At 65.2% G+C, this 18,228-nt stretch carries 15 protein-coding genes; 1 reads left to right on the forward strand and 14 read right to left on the reverse strand.

Annotated elements, in window-relative coordinates:
• Positions 1-19 precede the first annotated feature (19 nt).
• From AC07O3_RS13885 to AC07O3_RS13900, 4 genes are all read right to left on the reverse strand, one after another.
• Positions 20-511: a DUF2147 domain-containing protein gene (locus AC07O3_RS13885; protein ID WP_354339115.1), complete on the reverse strand. Its 492-nt coding sequence runs from the start codon at positions 509-511 to the stop codon at positions 20-22.
• A 138-nt stretch (positions 512-649) separates the two neighbouring features.
• Positions 650-1,204 carry a GNAT family N-acetyltransferase gene (locus AC07O3_RS13890; protein ID WP_495339574.1) on the reverse strand — a complete coding sequence of 185 codons (555 nt, stop codon included), beginning with the start codon at positions 1,202-1,204 and terminating at the stop codon, positions 650-652.
• Between the two features lie 5 nt (positions 1,205-1,209).
• Complete coding sequence (locus AC07O3_RS13895) at positions 1,210-1,806, reverse strand: helix-turn-helix domain-containing protein (protein WP_495339575.1); 597 nt, start codon at positions 1,804-1,806, stop codon at positions 1,210-1,212.
• A gap of 57 nt (positions 1,807-1,863) precedes the next feature.
• A complete protein-coding gene (locus AC07O3_RS13900; RefSeq protein WP_093048138.1) occupies positions 1,864-2,952 on the reverse strand; it encodes a hypothetical protein in 1,089 nt (362 codons plus the stop codon).
• Between the two features lie 157 nt (positions 2,953-3,109).
• On the opposite strand from AC07O3_RS13900, the gene putA reads away from it, so the two are divergent.
• Positions 3,110-6,847, forward strand: a complete 3,738-nt coding sequence (putA, locus tag AC07O3_RS13905) for a trifunctional transcriptional regulator/proline dehydrogenase/L-glutamate gamma-semialdehyde dehydrogenase (RefSeq protein ID WP_495339576.1) — start codon at positions 3,110-3,112, stop codon at positions 6,845-6,847.
• Positions 6,848-6,853: 6 nt separating this feature from the next.
• Here the strand turns inward: putA and AC07O3_RS13910 are convergent, their stop codons facing one another.
• From AC07O3_RS13910 to AC07O3_RS13955, 10 genes are all read right to left on the reverse strand, one after another.
• Complete coding sequence (locus AC07O3_RS13910) at positions 6,854-7,246, reverse strand: carboxymuconolactone decarboxylase family protein (protein WP_307613877.1); 393 nt, start codon at positions 7,244-7,246, stop codon at positions 6,854-6,856.
• A gap of 67 nt (positions 7,247-7,313) precedes the next feature.
• A complete protein-coding gene (locus AC07O3_RS13915; RefSeq protein ID WP_093048129.1) occupies positions 7,314-7,742 on the reverse strand; it encodes a hypothetical protein in 429 nt (142 codons plus the stop codon).
• A 131-nt stretch (positions 7,743-7,873) separates the two neighbouring features.
• Entirely contained in the window at positions 7,874-10,075 is a 2,202-nt protein-coding gene (gene katG / locus AC07O3_RS13920; protein WP_495339577.1) for a catalase/peroxidase HPI, read from the reverse strand.
• Positions 10,076-10,198: 123 nt separating this feature from the next.
• Entirely contained in the window at positions 10,199-11,332 is a 1,134-nt protein-coding gene (locus AC07O3_RS13925) for a DUF2169 family type VI secretion system accessory protein (protein ID WP_495339578.1), read from the reverse strand.
• Positions 11,333-11,369: 37 nt separating this feature from the next.
• Positions 11,370-11,669, reverse strand: a complete 300-nt coding sequence (locus tag AC07O3_RS13930; RefSeq protein ID WP_177142252.1) for a sulfurtransferase TusA family protein — start codon at positions 11,667-11,669, stop codon at positions 11,370-11,372.
• Complete coding sequence (locus tag AC07O3_RS13935; protein WP_495339579.1) at positions 11,666-12,160, reverse strand: hypothetical protein; 495 nt, start codon at positions 12,158-12,160, stop codon at positions 11,666-11,668. Before AC07O3_RS13935 ends, AC07O3_RS13930 begins: the two co-directional genes overlap by 4 nt.
• Before the next feature lie 27 nt (positions 12,161-12,187).
• Positions 12,188-13,183, reverse strand: coding sequence for a hypothetical protein (locus AC07O3_RS13940; RefSeq protein ID WP_495339580.1), 996 nt, complete (start codon positions 13,181-13,183; stop codon positions 12,188-12,190).
• 63 nt (positions 13,184-13,246) lie between these two features.
• Positions 13,247-14,230 carry a hypothetical protein gene (locus AC07O3_RS13945; protein ID WP_093172700.1) on the reverse strand — a complete coding sequence of 328 codons (984 nt, stop codon included), beginning with the start codon at positions 14,228-14,230 and terminating at the stop codon, positions 13,247-13,249.
• An 18-nt stretch (positions 14,231-14,248) separates the two neighbouring features.
• Positions 14,249-15,955, reverse strand: a complete 1,707-nt coding sequence (locus AC07O3_RS13950) for a DUF4150 domain-containing protein (RefSeq protein ID WP_093172702.1) — start codon at positions 15,953-15,955, stop codon at positions 14,249-14,251.
• Positions 15,956-15,983: 28 nt separating this feature from the next.
• On the reverse strand, positions 15,984-17,975 hold the full coding sequence (locus AC07O3_RS13955; RefSeq protein ID WP_495339581.1) for a type VI secretion system Vgr family protein: 1,992 nt from the start codon (positions 17,973-17,975) through the stop codon (positions 15,984-15,986).
• Positions 17,976-18,228: the final 253 nt, after the last annotated feature.

The following is an 18,228-nucleotide window of genomic DNA, read 5'->3' on the forward strand; positions in this document are numbered from 1 at the left end:
ACCGGCCGCGCATGGCAACTCAGTTGTCCGACGCGGCGCGCACCCAGCGTTGCGTCTTGCCGAACAGCGGCAGCCCGACGTACGCACGCAGCAGCAGCTCGCCCGCCGGATTGCCGGTGGTGCTGACCGACATGTTGCAGCTGTAGGTCTTGCCGTTCTCGCGGTTGTATATCTGCCCGGCCCATTCGGTGGGTGGCCGGGACGGATCGGTCGCATCGACTGGCGTGAAGTCTTTCAGCAGCGTCATGCCGAGGGCCGGTCGGCCGTCGGCGGGTTGCATGTCGCCGCCGCCGGGCGCCATCGATCGATTGCCGAGGACCTTGGTGACGGTGCCGCACAGCGCGGTGCCGCACGGTGCGAGCTCCACTTCGAGGTTGCCGTTCGCGGTGATCCAGCGGCCGCGTGGATCGGTTGCCGCGGAAGACTGTGCCTGCGCGGCGAAGGCTGCGGTCAGCATCAGGACGGCTGCCAGCGCGCGGCCTGATGGACGATGGAACGAGTGCATGGTCATGGCGGGCTTCGTGTCGAGTGGATGAAGCACCCATTGCATCGCAGCACCTGCCTTCGCAGTGTGTCGGGGCAGGCACTGAATGGTCGCGCTCCGTATCTGGCCGCGTGCCAGACAAGGTGCGATACAAATCTGTCCGGCTCAGCCTGCCGCCGGTGCCTGTGCGCGGGCCTGCAGCGCGCGATAGAAGAAGGTGGTGCTGCACGGTTCGCCCTCCGGCAGCAGTGCGAATCCGGGGATCACACCCACGCGCTGCCAGCCCATGCGGGCATAGAGCCGCTCGGCTTCGGCGCTCGACGTGTCGAGCACCAGCAGGGTCTTGCCGTGCGCACGCGCCTGGTCCTCGGCCGCCTGCATCAGCAGCGCGCCGATGCCCCGGCGCCGCGCCCTGCGGTACACCAGCATCTTCGAGACCTCTGCGCGGTGAGGCTGGTTCTCGGGCTGGTCGAGCACGAGTTGCACTGTTCCGAGGAGGCCCTCGGCGTCTTCAGCCACGAGCAATGCACGTTCGCCGCGCGCCACGCCGTCGGCCACCTTCCGCCAGAACGCGAGGGCGCGCTCGCGGGCCAGCGGGAGCATGAAGCTGACAGACGCGCCGCCCTCGACGCAATCGATCAGCAGGTCGGCCAGCGCCTGGACCTGGGCATCGCTCACCGTAGAAAGGACATGGATGCGGGGCGTGTCGGAAGTCGTCATGTTGTTCATCTCCAGGAAGAAGGCACTGTCGCGATCACGACGGCGTAGCGGGTGGTAGTGCGCGAGGGGTTGTAGTAGCTCATGGGGCGGTCGAGCACAATCGCCAGGCAATCGCCGGTGGCGAGCCGATGCTGGTCGTCGCCCAGCGTGAGTTCGATGACGCCGTCGAGCACCCACACCTGCTGGTGGATGACCGGCTCGCGCGCCGCGGTTTCATAAGCCACGCGGGCCTTGGGCGGAAACAGCACCTCGACGATCTGGATGGGCGATGCAAAGCTGCCCGGCGACACGTTGCGCCGCACATAGCCGGAGTGCGGGTCGCGCCACTGCAGCTGGCTGGCCAGGCGCGACACCGGATCGGCGGCGGGCGCGGGCGCCTCGAACAGCGAGGCCAGCGACACGCCGAGACCCGTCGCGAGTTTTTCGAGCAGCACGGCGGTGGGGCTGCTTTCGCCTCGCTCGATCAGCGAGATCATGGAACGGCTGACGCCGCAGTGCGTGGCCAGCGCATCGAGCGAGAGGCCGCGTTGCGCACGCAGGTCGCGCACGCGCTGCGCGATGCGGTCGTTCAGGCCAGACGGTGTTTCTTCTATTTCCTTCATATTGGATTAAATATCTACCATAAAGGAAATTGCGTCAAGCCTCCCGGCGAACCGCCCTCAGCGCGGAGGGCCGATCAATGCGGCGCGCGCGGCTTCCGATGGAAAGACGCACGCCACGTCATGCGCGCAGCCCGGCACCACCACGACCTCGCGCCGCTTGGCCGGCGCGAGCAGCGTGCGGTCGTACTGCGCGTAGGCAAGGCCGCGCTGCAGGCGGAACGGGCCTTGAGCGGCGGCCGCGCAGGACTTGTCGAGCACGCGGTAGGCCGTGCCCCGCGCATCGTTGCTGTCCAGTTCGCCTTCGAGGTAGCTGATGTCGGCCTCCGCATACTGCCGGCGCGCCTGCGCGGCACTGCGCCCGAGGTGCGCTGGCAGGTCGTCGGTGCCGTATTTCCAGCGGTTCATCTCAGGGCACGCCGCGGCATCGGGCACCGCGAAGCCAGAGACTGACGCACCGTCGGACGACAGCTGCGGGCGCACCGGATCGAAATAGAGCCACGTGCTCGGATCGGCGACCACGTAGCGCATGGCCACCTTGCCCGCCGTGCCGCCGTTCTGCGCGAAGGCGGCATAGCGCTGCGCGAACTGCCCGCCGGCCGAGAAGCCGGCGATGGTGACGGTGCGCAGGCTCGGCCAGCGCTGCACCAGCTCGGCCACGAGCGCGTCCATGACCGCGAACGAGCCGATGCGGCTGCCCGACGCCGAGCGGCCGCCTTCGAGCCATGAGCCGCAGGTCCACAGCAGGTCGCCGGGCTGCGGCGCGGGCAGGCCCGGCGAGTTGCACCGGCTGGCAGCCTTGTCGGCAGGCACCTGGAAGAGCGGCGCGACCACCAGCGTGTCGTCCAGCGCACCGGCGTTGCGGACGGTGCGCAGCGTTGCCTCGAATGTCTTGTTGGCGTCGCGCGAATGGCCATGCATGGCGATGAGCGCCTTCGTCGGCCCGGTGGTTGCCGTCGGAGCATCCGGAGCGAGCGACGAGTAGTAGTGCAGCGCGCCTCCGGCACCGGCCGGCGTGAAGCTGCGCAAGCAGTCCGTGGCCGCCGAAGACGTGCAGGCGGAGGGGTCGGCTGCCGCCGCGTGCGCCGGCCAGGATGCCGGCAGGCATACGGCCATCAGAAAAGGAAGGGACCATCTGTAGCTGTGCATGTTCGCGAGACTCCAGGGACGGAACGCGGATTCTCTGCCCGCCACAAGCTGTGAACCTGACTGACCTAGCGATTTGCTCTACCAAAGCGCCGCTCTTCGAACACAAATTCGCCACAAGGACGCGGATCATCCAACATATCACCAGCACGAGCCCCTCATGAGCACCACCAGCGCCGACCCCCTGCCCTCTTCCTTCGCGGCGTTTGCCGATGGCTTGTCCGAGCCCTCTTCGGCGCTGCGCGAGCAGATCACCGCAGCCTGGCGCCGCGCCGAACCGCAGGCGCTGCCGCCGCTTCTTGCACAAGCGCGCCTGCCGGGCAATCAGGCCGAGGAAGCCCAGGAACTCGCCTACCGCATCGCCCAGCAGTTGCGCGAGCGCAAGAACGCAGGCGGTCGTGCCGGCCTCGTGCAGGGCCTGCTGCAGGAATACGCGCTGTCGTCGCAGGAAGGCGTGGCGCTGATGTGCCTGGCCGAGGCGCTGCTGCGCATCCCCGACGCCGAGACGCGCAACGCGCTGATCCGCGACAAGATCGCGCACGGCCAATGGCAGTCGCATGCGGGCCGCAGCCCGTCGGTGTTCGTCAACGCCGCGACCTGGGGCCTGCTGCTGACGGGCAAGCTCGTGGCCACGCACAGCGAGACCAGCCTGTCGGCCGTGCTCACGCGCCTGATCGGCAAGGGCGGCGAGCCGCTGATCCGCAAGGGCGTGGACATGGCGATGCGGATGATGGGCGAGCAGTTCGTCACCGGCGAAACCATCGCGCAGGCGCTGGACAACGCGCGCGACCTGGAGGCCGGGGGCTTTCGCTATTCGTACGACATGCTCGGCGAGGCGGCGCTCACCATGGAAGACGCCAAGCGCTATCGCGTCGCGTACGAAGAGGCGATCCACGCGATCGGCAAGGCATCGAACCATCGCGGCGTGTACGAGGGGCCGGGCATCTCGATCAAGCTGTCGGCGCTGCATCCGCGCTACAGCCGCGCGCAGCATTCACGCGTGATGGCCGAGCTGTACCCGGTGCTGCGCGAGCTTGCGCTGCTGGCGCAGCAGTACGACATCGGCCTGAACATCGACGCAGAGGAAGCCGACCGCCTCGAACTCTCGCTCGACCTGCTGGAGCGGCTGTGCTTCGAGCCGGCGCTCGCGGGCTGGAACGGCATCGGCTTCGTGATCCAGGCTTATCAAAAGCGCTGCCCGTTCGTGATCGACTTCGTGATCGATCTCGCCCGCCGCAGCCGGCACCGGCTGATGGTGCGGCTGGTGAAAGGCGCGTACTGGGACAGCGAAATCAAGCGCGCGCAGATCGACGGGCTCGACGGCTACCCCGTCTACACGCGCAAGGCCTACACCGACGTGTCGTACCTCGCCTGCGCACGCAAGCTGCTCGATGCGCCGGAGGCCGTGTACCCGCAGTTCGCCACGCACAACGCGCACACGCTGGCCGCCATCTACACGGCGGCGGACCCGTCGCGCTACAAACCGGGGCAGTACGAGTTCCAGTGCCTGCACGGCATGGGCGAGCCGCTGTACGAGCAAGTGGTCGGCCCGCTCGGGCGGCCTTGCCGCATCTATGCGCCGGTGGGCACGCACGAGACGCTGCTGGCCTATCTTGTGCGCCGCCTGCTGGAGAACGGCGCGAACACTTCGTTCGTGAACCGCATCGCGGACCCGACGATCTCGCTCGATGCGTTGGTGGAAGACCCGGTCGCCACGGTAGAACGCATGGCGCAGCAGGAAGGCACGATGGGCCTGCCGCATCCGGCCATTGCGCTGCCCGCGGCGCTGTATGGAACGCAGCGTGCCAACTCGCAGGGGCTCGACCTGGCGAACGACGACAGCCTGCGCGCGCTGGGCCATGTGCTCGCCGGCAGCGCCGGTGAAAGCTGGCATGCAGCGCCGATGCTCGCCGAAGCAGCGCCAGCTGGCGAAGCGGTCAGCGTGCCGAACCCCGCCGACCACCGCGACATCGTCGGACGAGTGCAGGAAGCCACGCTGGCCGATGTCGAATCGGCCATCGCCCATGCCCATGACATCGCCCCGGCATGGGCCGCCACGCCGCCTGCCGAGCGCGCCGCCCTGCTCGACCGCGCCGCCGGCAAGCTCGAAGAAGGCATGCCCCGCCTGCTCGGCCTGCTGACGCGCGAGGCCGGAAAGACCTATGCCAACGCCATCGCCGAAGTGCGCGAGGCGGTCGACTTCCTGCGCTACTACGCGGCGCAGGCACGCAGCGATTTCTCGAACGACACGCACCGCGCGCTCGGCCCGATGGTGTGCATCAGCCCATGGAACTTTCCGCTGGCGATCTTCACCGGCCAGGTGGCAGCCGCGCTGGCGGCGGGCAACCCCGTGCTGGCCAAGCCCGCCGAACAGACGCCGCTGGTGGCGGCCGAAGCTGTGCGCGCGCTGTGGGAAGCCGGCGTGCCGCATGCCGCTGTGCAGCTGCTGCCCGGCCGCGGCGAAACCGTCGGTGCCGCGCTGGTGGCCGACGCGCGCGTGCAGGGCGTGATGTTCACCGGCTCGACGGAGGTTGCGCGCATCCTGCAGAAGACGCTCTCGCAGCGGCTCGGCGCGCACGGTGCGCCGGTGCCGCTCATCGCGGAAACCGGCGGACAGAACGCGATGATCGTCGACTCGTCCGCGCTCGTGGAACAGGTCGTCACCGACGTGATGGCCTCTGCCTTCGACAGCGCCGGCCAGCGCTGCTCGGCGCTGCGCGTGCTGTGCGTGCAGGAGGAAGCGGCCGACCGGCTGCTGGAGATGCTCAAGGGCGCGATGGCCGAAGCCTGCATCGGCAACCCCGCGCGGCTGGCCGTGGACGTGGGCCCGGTGATCGACGCCGAAGCACGCGACGGCATCGAGCGCCACATCGCGACCATGCGCTCGAAGGGCCGCAAGGTCTATCGCCAGGGCCGCGAGTACGCACACGACACGCGCAACGGCACCTACGTGATGCCGACGCTGATCGAGCTCGACAGCATCGCGGAGCTGCAGCGCGAAGTGTTCGGACCGGTGCTGCACATCGTGCGCTACCGCCGCCGCGACCTCGGCGCGCTGATCGGGCAGATCAACGGCACGGGCTATGGACTGACGCTGGGCGTGCACACGCGCATCGACGAAACCATCGCGCAGATCGTGGAGCACGCCAAGGCGGGCAATGTCTATGTGAACCGCAACATCGTCGGCGCGGTGGTGGGCGTGCAGCCGTTCGGCGGCGAGGGACTGTCTGGCACGGGGCCGAAGGCCGGTGGTCCGCTGTACATGCTGCGCATGCTGTCGGCGCGGCCGGACGATGCGATGGAGCGCGCGGTGGGAGGTGGTGCTGTTGCATCACGGGCCGCGCTGTCGGCACTCGCGCGCTGGGCGGAGGCAACCGACCGCCCCGCGCTGACGGCGCAATGCGCGCGCTTCGCCGAACAGTCGCGCTCAGGCAGTTCGCGTACGCTGGCCGGCCCGACCGGAGAGCGCAACGTCTACACGCTGGAGCCGCGCGAGGTGGTGCTGTGCCTGGTTGACTCGGGAGCTGATACGGAAGCCGACCGGCTGGTGCAGCTGGCCGCAGTGCTGTCGGTGGGCAGCACCGCGATCTGGCCCGCCGATGCCGCCGCGCAAAGCCTTCGCGCGTCGCTGCCGGCCGAGGTGCAGCAGTGCGTGGCCATCGCGAATGACTGGGCCTCCGACACGGTGATGTTCGACGCCGCACTGCACCACGGCAGCGCGCAGAGCCTGTCGGGTGTGATGCAGCGCATCGCAGCGCGGCCGGGCCCGATCGTCGGCGTGCGCGGCTTCGCGCCCGGCGATGCGGACATTCCGCTCGAAAGCCTCGTGGTGGAGCGTGCGCTCAGCATCAACACGGCGGCCGCCGGCGGCAATGCGAGCCTGATGACGATCGGCTGATCGGTTTTACTTGTCGAAGGCCGGATCGATCGGCACGCGGTAGCCATTGACGAGCCGGTTGGTCTCGTTGGCCATGCCGACCACGCTCATCAGCTCGGCGAACATCGCGGGCGTCATGCCCGCCTTCTCGGCGCCGGCGTGATGGCTCGCAATGCAGTAGCCGCAGTTGTTGGTGACGCTCACAGCGAGGTAGACCATCTCCTTCACCACCGGGTCGAGCGCGCCCGGTGCCATCACTTCCTTCAGGCTGCTCCACGTGCGCCTGAGCGCGACGGGGTCGTTGGCCAGGTACTTCCAGAAGTTGTTGACGTCGGGCACGTTGCGCGAGGTCTTGATGTCGTCGAAGACGGCTTTGACTTCGTCGGAGGCATTGGCGTATTCGATGGGCTGGGGTTTCATGGAAGCTCCTGTTGTTGAAGGCCGATAGCCGTTACCGACAACAGTAGCAGCCTCCACACCGCGCCCCTCAGTAGGTCTCCAGAAACCTTGCGTGCTCCTGATGCATGTGCGAGCGCGCGAGCAGCCACTTTCTCAGCGCGGCCTGCGTATCGGGCGACAGGTCTTTGGAGCACTGATCGAACGCTTCGCCCAGGAGCTTGAACTCGACGTCGAGATGGCGGCGCGACGGCGATGCGTCCGGCATCTGGTTCTTCGCGAAGGCGAGAAGTCCGGCCTGGCCGAATGCTTCTATCTCCTTGACGAGACGCCATCGCTCCTGCATCAGGCGACGGAATATGGCAGAGCGCCGGCGCACGCCGAAACGGCGAAGTATGGGATTGGTGTCGTCGGTTTGCACCGTCGCCAGGATGATGTCGAGCTGCTCGAGCAGATGCATCCACTGCTCGGGCTGGAAGAACTCCATCGACTCCGCAGGCGCCTTCTTCACGACTAGCATGGTTGTCTCCTGCCGTCATTTTTTTGGATGCGCCCCGGCCTGGTTCGGGATCATCCGAAACCAGGCCGGGGCTGCACTGCTGTCACTCACTCGGCGGCGACCGGAACCGGTCGCCTTCAATCACCGCCCGATCACTTCTTGAGGTCGAAGCGATCGAGGTTCATCACCTTGGTCCAGGCGGCCACGAAGTCCCGTACGAAGGCCTTCTGCGAGTCGCTGGCCCCATAGACTTCCGCGAGCGCGCGCAACTGCGAGTTGGAACCGAACACGAGGTCGACGACGGTGCCCGTCCACTTGAGTTCGCCCGTCTTCCGGTCGCGGCCTTCCAGCACGCCTTCAGCCGTCGTTGACTTCTTCCACCCGGTGTTCATGTCGAGCAGGTTCACGAAGAAATCATTGCTGAGAGTCTCCGGACGCTTGGTGAACACACCGTTCTGCGACTGCCCGACGTTCGCGTTCAGGGCGCGCAGGCCACCGACCAGGACCGTCAGCTCGGGCGCGCTCAGGGTCAGCAGCTGCGCCTTGTCGAGCAGCAGGCCGGCAGCGGTGGCCGAGTCGATACCCTTCTTCAGATAGTTGCGGAACCCGTCGGCCTGCGGCTCCAGGGGTGCGAAGGATTCGACGTCGGTCTGCTCCTGCGAAGCGTCCCCGCGCCCCGGCGAGAAAGGCACCGTCACGTCTTGTCCGGCCTTCTTCGCCGCGGCCTCGACCGCTGCGTTGCCGGCCAGCACGATCAGGTCGGCGAGCGAGATCTTCTTGCCGCCGGACTGCGCGCCGTTGAATTCCTTCTGGATGCCTTCGAGCGTTGAAAGCACCTTCGACAGCTGGGCCGGCTGGTTGACTTCCCAGTCCTTCTGCGGCGCGAGGCGGATGCGCGCACCGTTGGCGCCGCCGCGCTTGTCGCTGCCGCGGAAGGTCGAGGCCGAAGCCCAGGCGGCGCCCACGAGCTGCGCAATGCCCAGGCCAGAGGCGAGCACCTTGGCCTTCAGGACCGCGACGTCCTTGTCATCGACCAGCGGGTGGTTCACGGCGGGAATCGGGTCCTGCCAGATCAGCTCTTCCTTCGGCACCAGCGCGCCGAGGTAGCGTGCGCGCGGCCCCATGTCGCGGTGCGTCAGCTTGAACCAGGCGCGGGCGAATGCATCGGCGAACTCCGCCGGATTCGCCATGTAGCGGCGCGAGATTTTTTCGTAGGCCGGGTCCATGCGCATGGCCATGTCGGCCGTGGTCATCATCGGGGCATGGCGTTTGCCCGAATCGTGCGCGTCTGGCACGGTGCCCGCACCCGTGCTGCCCTTGGGCTTCCACTGGTTGGCGCCCGCCGGGCTCTTGGTGAGTTCCCATTCGTAGCCGAACAGCGTCTCGAAGTAGCTGTTGTCCCATTTCGTGGGCGTGGGGGTCCAGGCGCCTTCGATACCGCTGGTGGTGGCATGCACACCCAGGCCGCTTTCGAAGCTGTTCTTCCATCCCAGGCCCAGTTCCTCGATGTCGGCTCCCTCGGGTTCGGCGCCGACCAGGCCCGGGTCGCCCGCGCCGTGGGCCTTGCCGAAGGTGTGGCCGCCGGCGGTGAGTGCCACGGTTTCCTCGTCGTTCATGGCCATGCGGGCGAAGGTCTCGCGGATGTCGCGGGCCGAGCCGAGCGGATCGGGGTTGCCGTTCGGTCCTTCGGGGTTCACGTAGATCAAGCCCATCTGCACGGCGGCCAGCGGGCCGGCCAGCACGCGGTCTCCGCTGTAGCGCTCATCGGCCAGCCACTTGCCTTCGGGGCCCCAGAAGATGTCGTCTTCCGGCTCCCAGATGTCGGGGCGGCCGCCGGCGAAGCCGAATGTCTTGAAGCCCATGGACTCCAGCGCGACGTTGCCGGTCAGGATCATCAGGTCGGCCCACGAAAGCTTGCGGCCGTATTTCTGCTTGATCGGCCACAGCAGCCGGCGCGCCTTGTCGAGGTTGCCGTTGTCCGGCCAGCTGTTCAGGGGCGCGAAGCGCTGAGCGCCGTGGCCACCGCCGCCGCGGCCGTCCGCAATGCGGTACGTGCCGGCGGAGTGCCAGGCCATGCGGATGAAGAGAGGCCCGTAGTGGCCGTAGTCGGCGGGCCACCAGTCCTGCGAATCGGTCATCAGGGCATGGAGGTCCTTGATCACGGCATCAAGGTCGAGGGTCTTGAATTCCTCGGTGTAGTCGAACGCTTCGCCCATGGGATCGGACTCGGCGGAATGCTGGTGCAGGAGCTTCAGGTTCAGCTGGCTGGGCCACCAGTCTGTATTCGCAGGAGCGCCGGCAAAGCTGTGTGTACGCTGGTGGCCCGGGAAGGGGCACTTTGTTTCATCGGACAAGGGGTTCTCCTTTGGTTGGTGATCGCACGTGGGGTCCGAGACCAGTCTAGGTTTGGATCTTCCGTCAATCAACCCAATTGAGTGAATTGAATTCATAGCGGCGAACTATGGTTTCTGCTTCACTCAACCCTTGGCCGGCGCACCCGGCAACCGGTCATGGTTGACGTACTGGCGCCCTGCTTCCAGGAGTCTCGAAGGGTTCTCGACCTGCAGTTCCATCAGATGAATGCCTGACCGCTTGGGCACCCAGCATCGCCACGTCAGATAGACCGTCGCCAGATCGGAGTTCAGATCCACATGGACGCCGTCGAGCATCATTTCCTGAGGGGCAGTGCCTCCATCTTTCCAGTGCGCCATGGCGGACAGCTGCACGCCAGGCAGCCAGACCTGAATGTGGGTGTGGTCCGGATGCATGTGAAGAAGCTGCAGCTCTTCGTCGCCGTTCAGGCGCTCCCGATGAATGAGGTCCGGCGCCGCGTACTGGTAGAAGCGGTAGTCGAAATCGTCCGGCAGCAGAGGATGTTTCGACGCGAGCCATGCATCGTCGAAAGTGCCCGTGTATTGCTGGCGGGAACGCCAGACCGGCGGAAGCGGAGCGAAGCCTTGCGGCACGTAGTCACGGCGACGCCAATCGAGAACGGGATCGGCAGGATCCTCGATGCAGGGCGCGGGAATGTCGACATCCGAAGGGCTGTGGTCTTCATCGACGATGCCGCATCCGATCGGGTTGAAGCGATGCACGTCGGTCGGCGTCTCATCATCTCCCGAGCCGGGTATCGGGCCTCCGAAGGCCCCGCGCCAGTCGAGTGCGACGGCCTTGACGGGATGGGCCTGCGAGAGTGCCCAGCCCTTGCTGGTCGATCTGTCTTTTTCCTGTTCCTGCGCGGTGGCGCAGCGCCAGACTCTCGGCCCGTGGACCCTCAGAACCTTTTCGAGCTTGCCCAGACGCACGCCGGTGATCCACGAGCGGGCTTCCACGCCCCGAGGCGCCCAGCTCGCACCCAGGATGGTGAGGTCAGCCGCCGGCCTGAAAGGCACGATGTCGCAGGTCCGCACCAGCAGGCCGTTGGCAGCGTCGCCTTCGTAGCGGTCGGCAAGTTCGAGTTCGTCCTGTCGGGGCGCGAGCACCAGCGGAGCGTTCGGCACGACATGGAAGCTGCCCCGCACTGCTAGCACGGCCATGTCGGTACCGTCGCTGTGAAACTGCGAAAAGGCCAGAGCGGAAAAAGGCGTGCGATTCTCGAGGTGTGGCGCCATGACTGTTGGGTTGAAGACCGTCGAAGCTTGCCTGTCGTCACTGCCGCAGCACGGTGAAGATGACGCGATCACCTTCGCGGCGAATGGCAAAGAGTTGGGCCGGGAGCGAGGCCATGGCCTGCGGAATATCGGTGAACGCCGCAGGATCGTCCGTGGTGAGGATGAGCACCTGCCCCGGTGCGCTGCGGCTCAACGCCTTGCGCAATCGCAATATGGGCACCGGGCAGCGCGTGCCGCAGGCATCGATCTGAAGGGCGTCGCCGGTTTCGGACTCGGCCGGGGCTGGCCGTGCGGGCAGAAAGGGAATGGTCGACGGGTCCGGCGACGGGCTCGTCACGGTGTTCCCATCGTGCGGAAGTCGGGCATGGTCACGATGCGCTGCAGGTGCAGGCTCTCGATGCCCACCAGGGTGGGTCTGAATCCGACGCCGACCACGCGGCCATCTGGAAGGTAGTGGACGACGCGGTAGTTCCCATCGCGGAAATCGACACTGCGGCCGAAAGCCGTGTCGGCGCTCAACTTGCGTTGGGTGCTCCGAGGCGTCTCAGCGCTGACGTTGAGACCGAAGGGCAGGGGAAGCCTGGAGGCATCGATTTCGAGGTCATGGAGCACCCACGCTTGCGGATCGGCTGATGCGGCGCGTTCGGCGAAGGGGTAGAGCAGCGTCATCTTCAGACCGCGCGAAAGGCTTGCGTAGTCCACCTTCTTTGCAAGCCCCGAGGGTGGGCACTCGGTAGGCGTCAGCTCTGCCCACGAGGCAAATTCCAGCAGCCACTCGGCGAGGCCGCAGCAACCGATGCGCTGCGCCGCCTCGCTGACCCAATCCATATCGCGTTTCCACCGTGCCATGACTGCCTATCGGATCGGGGGATTACCGGGAAACGGAATGCGTTCCCAGGCCGTGCCGTCGAAGCGCGCGATGTCGGCATAGCCGATGGACCACAGCACCCCATCGACCACCTGCAGGACGTGGCCATCCGCATGGTCTGGATCGAGCCCCGTCTGGACGCGTCGAGTCGTGCCGTTGTCATGGACGTAAAGACCTCTCTCCGTCGCCAGGAAGATCTGCCCGTCGTAGCTCGTGATATCGACGTAGCTGCGGGTGTCGTCGAGCTCCGAAACGTCCTTGAATCCATCGATGCGATTTCCGTGCAGAACGGTTCCACGGCGACCGCACGCCCATATCGAATCGTCACGCTCGGCATGGATGCTGCTGATCGACGCGAAACTGGACGTCATGGGCTTCCAGCCACGGTTGTTCCCGCAGAACAGCACACCGTCGTTCACGTTCGCGCGCCAGCCTCCGACGTAGACCTCCTGTTCGTGGGGCCCGGCTATGGCGTTGAGGGTGAGCCCGCCAGTCTCGGTCTTGCCCCGCAGCAATCCGGTACCGATCTGCTCCCAGGTTCCGGCATCCGATCGCCGATAGACCTGGCCGCCGCCGCCGCAGGCATGGAGGCGACTGTCGATCTGCGCGATCGCGTTCATGGTCCCCCATCCCTCGGAGTCGTCGCTCCACAGCCCCGATCCCTCGATGCGCTCGGTTACGGCGGGCTCGTTGGGTGGCATGTACATCACGTTGCCTTCTTCCGTCAGAAAGACAAAGGCGGGCACCGCTACCGCGTCATCGGTATGGCGCGTCGGGGAGAAAAAAGTCGCGTCCGAGACTGTGGCCGAGAGGTCGAAGTAGCCCCACGGCGGATTCGCTCCCGCGCGAAATCGACACAGACGAGCAAAGCCTTCAAAGCGCTCCTCTGCGTTGGAACAGGTCAGAAAGAGATCGTCGCGCGTGCCAGCTACCGCTGCTTCGAATTGAAGCTGGATCGCGTCGGGTTTGATCAGAGGTTTCATCGCCGTGCCTTGACGCCGCCTCGCTCACCCGGTTCATGTCTCGCGTCCACAGAGCCACCGAAGCTACAGGATCGGAGGATTTCCCGGGAACGGGATGCGCTCCCAGACTGTCCCGTCGTAGCGAGCAATGTCTGCATAGCCGATGGACCACAGGACGCCGTCAACCACCTGCAATACGTGACCATCGCGGTACTCCGGCACGAGACCCGTGACGACGGGCTCGATGATGCCGTTCTCATGGGCAAACAGTCCCTCAGGAGTGGCAAGGTAGACCCTCCCACCGTAAATCTTGACATCGCTGTAGTTCCTCGAATCGTCCAGTTGAGAGACGTCCGCAAATCCCGTTGACTGATTGCCGTGCAGCAATACGCCGTTGTGACCGCAAATCCAGATGGAATCGCTGCTCTCGATGCACAGCCCAGTGAGTTCCGCCGTATCGACGGCAATGGGCTTCCAGGCACCATCCATGCGAAAGAACAGCAGACCTCCATTGGTGTCTGAATTCCAGCCTGCGGCGTAGAGCGCGCGCTCATCGGTACCGTCAATCACATTCAGGAACAGGTTGTGCTCGCCCTCAGGTTCTTGCAGCAGGCCGTGATCGGCATGCTCCCACGCGTCTTCGCCAAGGCGCTGGTAGATTTGTCCGCCGCCTCCGCAGGCATATAGATGCCCACCGATCTGACGCAATGCGTTCAAGTAGCCCCAACCTTCGGAGTCGTCGTCCCACAGGCCTGAGCCGACCACACGCTCCATCTCTGGTGCTTTGCCGATCGGCAGATGGACGACATCGCCGTTTTCCGAAGCAAAAACGAAAGAGGCAGCCTCCGATGGAGAGGGATGATGCAGGGCACCGGCTCGTATCGTGAGAGGCAGATCGAAATAGTTCCATTTGACCGACTTGTCCGCATTGAATATGCAGAGGCGGGCGAAGCCCTCGAAGCGATCCTCGATCTTCGAGCACGAGATGACCAGCCGGTTGCGCGTCGCAGCGACACCGGTTTCGATCTTGAGTTCGGGGGCTGACGCAGTGGTGTTGAACTGTTCCATGGATGTGTTGATTTCACTCTATTCAATGGGCCATCCCGCGGACTTCAGAGCTTTGCGGGCAGCTTCTTTCACGGCCTTCGATGCCGTCTTGTAGGCTCGAACCAATGCATCCTGCGAAATCTTCTGGAAGTACTCGTCTGTAGCAGCTTCGAACTTCCCCTTGCAGTCCGGCTTGGCCTTGGCCAAGGCATCGTAGGCAATCTGCTTGACCTTGTCGAAGGAGACGGTCCCGGTGGCTCCGCCGGCCGCCTTGATCGCGCCATCCATCAACTCGTGAACGCGGGCATGTTCCGCATCGGTGAGGCAGATCGCTGGGCCTTCGTTGAGCGACGGAGCTCCCGGCAAACGCGCGCCGGGTTCAGTCCGCGTGCCGATCCGCAGGATGTAGTCCGCGATGATGTGGTGCGATTGCTGATTGGGTGGGCATTCGTTCTTGCCGTGGGCACCTGGGTTGCAGGGATCAGGCTTGCCCTCGATCTTCGCGCCCTCTTCGGGATTTGGCTTTGATGAAGGCGTCACCTCCTGTTGGGACTGTGGGGCCGAGGCCTGCTGCTGCGCTCGCGCGCGCTCTTCGGCAATCTGCGCTTCGACGGCCTTGCGTACTTCCGCGTCGTAGTCACTGGCGCTCGCAGGCCACCAGGAGTCGTACGCGCTGGCCTTGTACTGGGCGAGGTGCTCAAAGGCCTGGTCGTAGATCGCCTGTTCCTGCGGTGTCTTCGGATCTATGCCTTCCAGGACTTGTTTTGCGCCGGACCTGCCCAGGATGAGGCTGTCGCCGGGCATAGGTGCGCCCTGGATGAGCCAAAGGATGATCAGGAATCGGCTCGCCGCGCCGGCCTTGCCGGCCAATCCCGTGCCGCCCGACGGACGAGGCATGCCGGGGGGTGGCCGGAAGACGTTGTCGTTGGCAGCCGGACCGGGCTGGAACGTTGGCGTCGGCCTGACTTGGGGGATGGTCGAGGGGCGCACGTCGCTAACCGGCGCGTTGGGCATCGGCTGCAGTTGCGCCTGCGCGAGCAGGATTGGTCTTTCTCCCAGCGCTGTGCGCACAAGGCTCGAATAGCCGGTCGTGCTCGCAGCAGGGATGAGACGCGCCTTGCCGGTTTTTTCCTGTTCCGTCTCGTAGGTCTCTATGACGGCGCCGTCAGCCTGTGCCCGCGCCAACAGTGCTTCGGCCTCGCTGTCGTCGATGGCCGGATCATCGTTGGGTGGCCAGTGCTTGCTCCGATCTTTCTTGTAGATCAACTCGCCGACAGTGTTGCGCCTGTTCATCCAGAAGCTGTCGCCGTCACGCACCAGCCACTGGCCGTTGACGCGCACTATGGTCGATGCCGTCTTGGGTTCTGCGATGTCGCCGACCGTCCCCGACTTGATCCCTGTCGCCGTTCCGGGCTCGTCACCGTTGACATGCGTAACCACACTGTCGAACTTGAACGCCTTGAGGCCGGTGAGAAAGACGTTTTGCGATGTGTTGGCATCGTCACCAAGCTTGCCGGTGATCTGATACGGAATGGGAGGTGTGGAGGATCCGATGGGCGTCTTGCACACATCGGGGGTTGTGCACACCACGATTGCCTCTCCGACGTCCCGGCCTGCTTCAGGAGCTGGATCGCTGCCGGGGGTTTTCGGCCCTGGCTTGCCCAGGATCACCGCGACACGTGCGATTCGACCGGGGATCAATCCGGGTTTGGACGCAGACGCGCCTGCCTTGGGATCCAGTGCCATGGATGATCGATCCTCGCGGCGTCTTCAATCAGCAGAGATCGATGACCTTGCCGTTGATCCGCACCGCGCCAGTGGCGCGGAAGTCGAACCTGGCACCGGTGAGCGTGACCTGTCCGTCCTTCGTCATCTCGAGCCGGCTCTTGCCAACCGTGATGACGAGCTTCTCGCCCACGTCGAGCGAAAAGTCTTCGCCGATGGTTTCGTTCTTGCTCTTGCCGACGGCCACCGTCTGGGTAAGGCCGACCAGCGAGGTCTTGGCTATGCCCACCTCCTCCGACGAGGTGAGCGCCACGAAGCGATTCATGTTCTGCAGCACGGTCAACAGTTCGTTGGCCTTGATCGTCTCCATGCGGTTGTTGCCGATCGTGATGGTCTCGTCATGGTCCACGGTCTCGGTGCGGTCGTGCCCGACGTGAACCGTCTCGTCGTGGTCGATGGTCTTGCTGCGGTCGTGGCCCACCCAGTGGGTTTCGTCGTTCTCGACCTCGATGTCCTGGTTGCGCTCGGCATGCAGCCACACCTGTTCCTGGCCCTTCTTGTCCTCGAAGCGCAGCGCGTTGGCGTTGGCATCCGTTGCGCCTTCGGAACTGCGCGTGAGCAAACCGCTTTGCGTGGCGTTGTCCGGCAAGGTCCACGGCGGCATGTTGTCGGCGTTGTAGACCCGGCCCGTCACGATGGGGCGGTCGGGGTCGCCGTTCTCGAAGTCGACGATCACCTCCTGGCCGATGCGCGGAATCTGGATGCCGCCGAAATTGGTGCCGGCCCAGGGCGAGGACACGCGTACCCAGCAGGAGCTGTTTTCGTCCTTCGTGCAATAGCGATTCCAGTGAAAGCTCAGCTTCACGCGGCCGTACTGGTCGGTCCATATCTCGCGGCCCGCCGGGCCTGTGACGATCGCGGTTTGCGGTCCCGTGGTTCGTGGCCGTGGCACCGTTGGCGTCGAGGCCCGGTAGACCTTGCTGGTTGGAATGACCTCGAACTCCACGCGGCACTCGAACTCCTGCTGCGAACTGGCGTCGCCCACGTCCTGCAGCCGCAGGCTCGTGTTCGTCACAAGGTACTGCCGGTTCGATTCGTTCTGGGGATGCCGCTCCAGCGTGATCAGGTACCCCGGCACCACGGCCCGCAGGTTGCCCGCACCGTTGGCGCGCTCGCCCTGGCTGCCCGTCTCTTCCATGCGCGTACGCACCAGCTGCTCGCCTTCGGACTCCACGACGTAGTCACCCGGCCAGTCGTAGCGCTCCCATGTGTTCTGCGCGGTCTTGCGCGGCATTGCGCTGACCTGCTGCAGCTCGGCCTTGGGGCGCTTGAAGTCGAAGTCGTCGGTGATCCAGCGGCCGCTTTGCAGTTCCTCGCAGGCATTGAAGCGGTCGCAATGCTCCTCCCGCACGGTGGCATCCGCCGCGTGGAAAGGAATGGTCTGATAGCCCGCGTGTGCGAACGGCTGGTGCGAAGCCATGTCATCGACGATGACCAGCCTGTGATTGTTCTCTTCGTGTTCGAAGTAGTAGTAGAGCCCCCACTCGTGCAGCAGCCGTGCGACAAAGTCGTAGTCGGTCTCACCGTACTGCACCTGGAATTCGCGCGGCGGGTAGCTGCGGGTGGCCCGCACATCGAAGGGAAGGCCGTATTTGCCGAGGACATCCTTGACGATGTCCAGCACGGTCTGGTTCTGGAAAATTCGGTAGTCGCTGGTTCGCGTCGCCAGGGTCAGCCAAGGCTCGATCGCGGCTTCGTACAACGCACGGCGATTCTCCAGGCGCAGGAACCTCACACGCGTTACCAGGCCCGAGATGTGACGCCGGTTGGGGCCTGCGCCGGGACGACCGTCCAGCACGACATGCGCGGTGAGCGCCTCGCCGACCAATTGCTTGATGGCCACGTTGGCGGCCTGGCGCTCGTTGTAGCCAGGCTGCTCGGGCGTGGCGAGCGTGAGGGTGTAGCGGAACAACCCGCTCAGGCCTTCGCTGCCTTCGATGGCCACCGGCTCCAGGGCCGGCTCTCCGCCGAGTGTGGGCATGGCAGCCGCAGAAACGCTCAGAACGCGCGCAACTTGCGTAGAGCCTGTTGGCATGTGAGATCTCCCTGATGCTTGAACTTACAAGGCAGGACGGGGACCGTGATGCCCGTGGTCCCGTCGAAACTCGTTCGCTACTTTAGTAAAGACCCGTTACCCATATATGACCTGAAAACCGTCCAAGTCATTTTTCTCATGCGTTTGCGAACTTCTTCTGTAAGAAATACAGCCTCTACTCCAGCGGTCCCTTTCTTTT

Source organism: Variovorax sp. GW821-FHT09D05 (assembly GCF_059416325.1).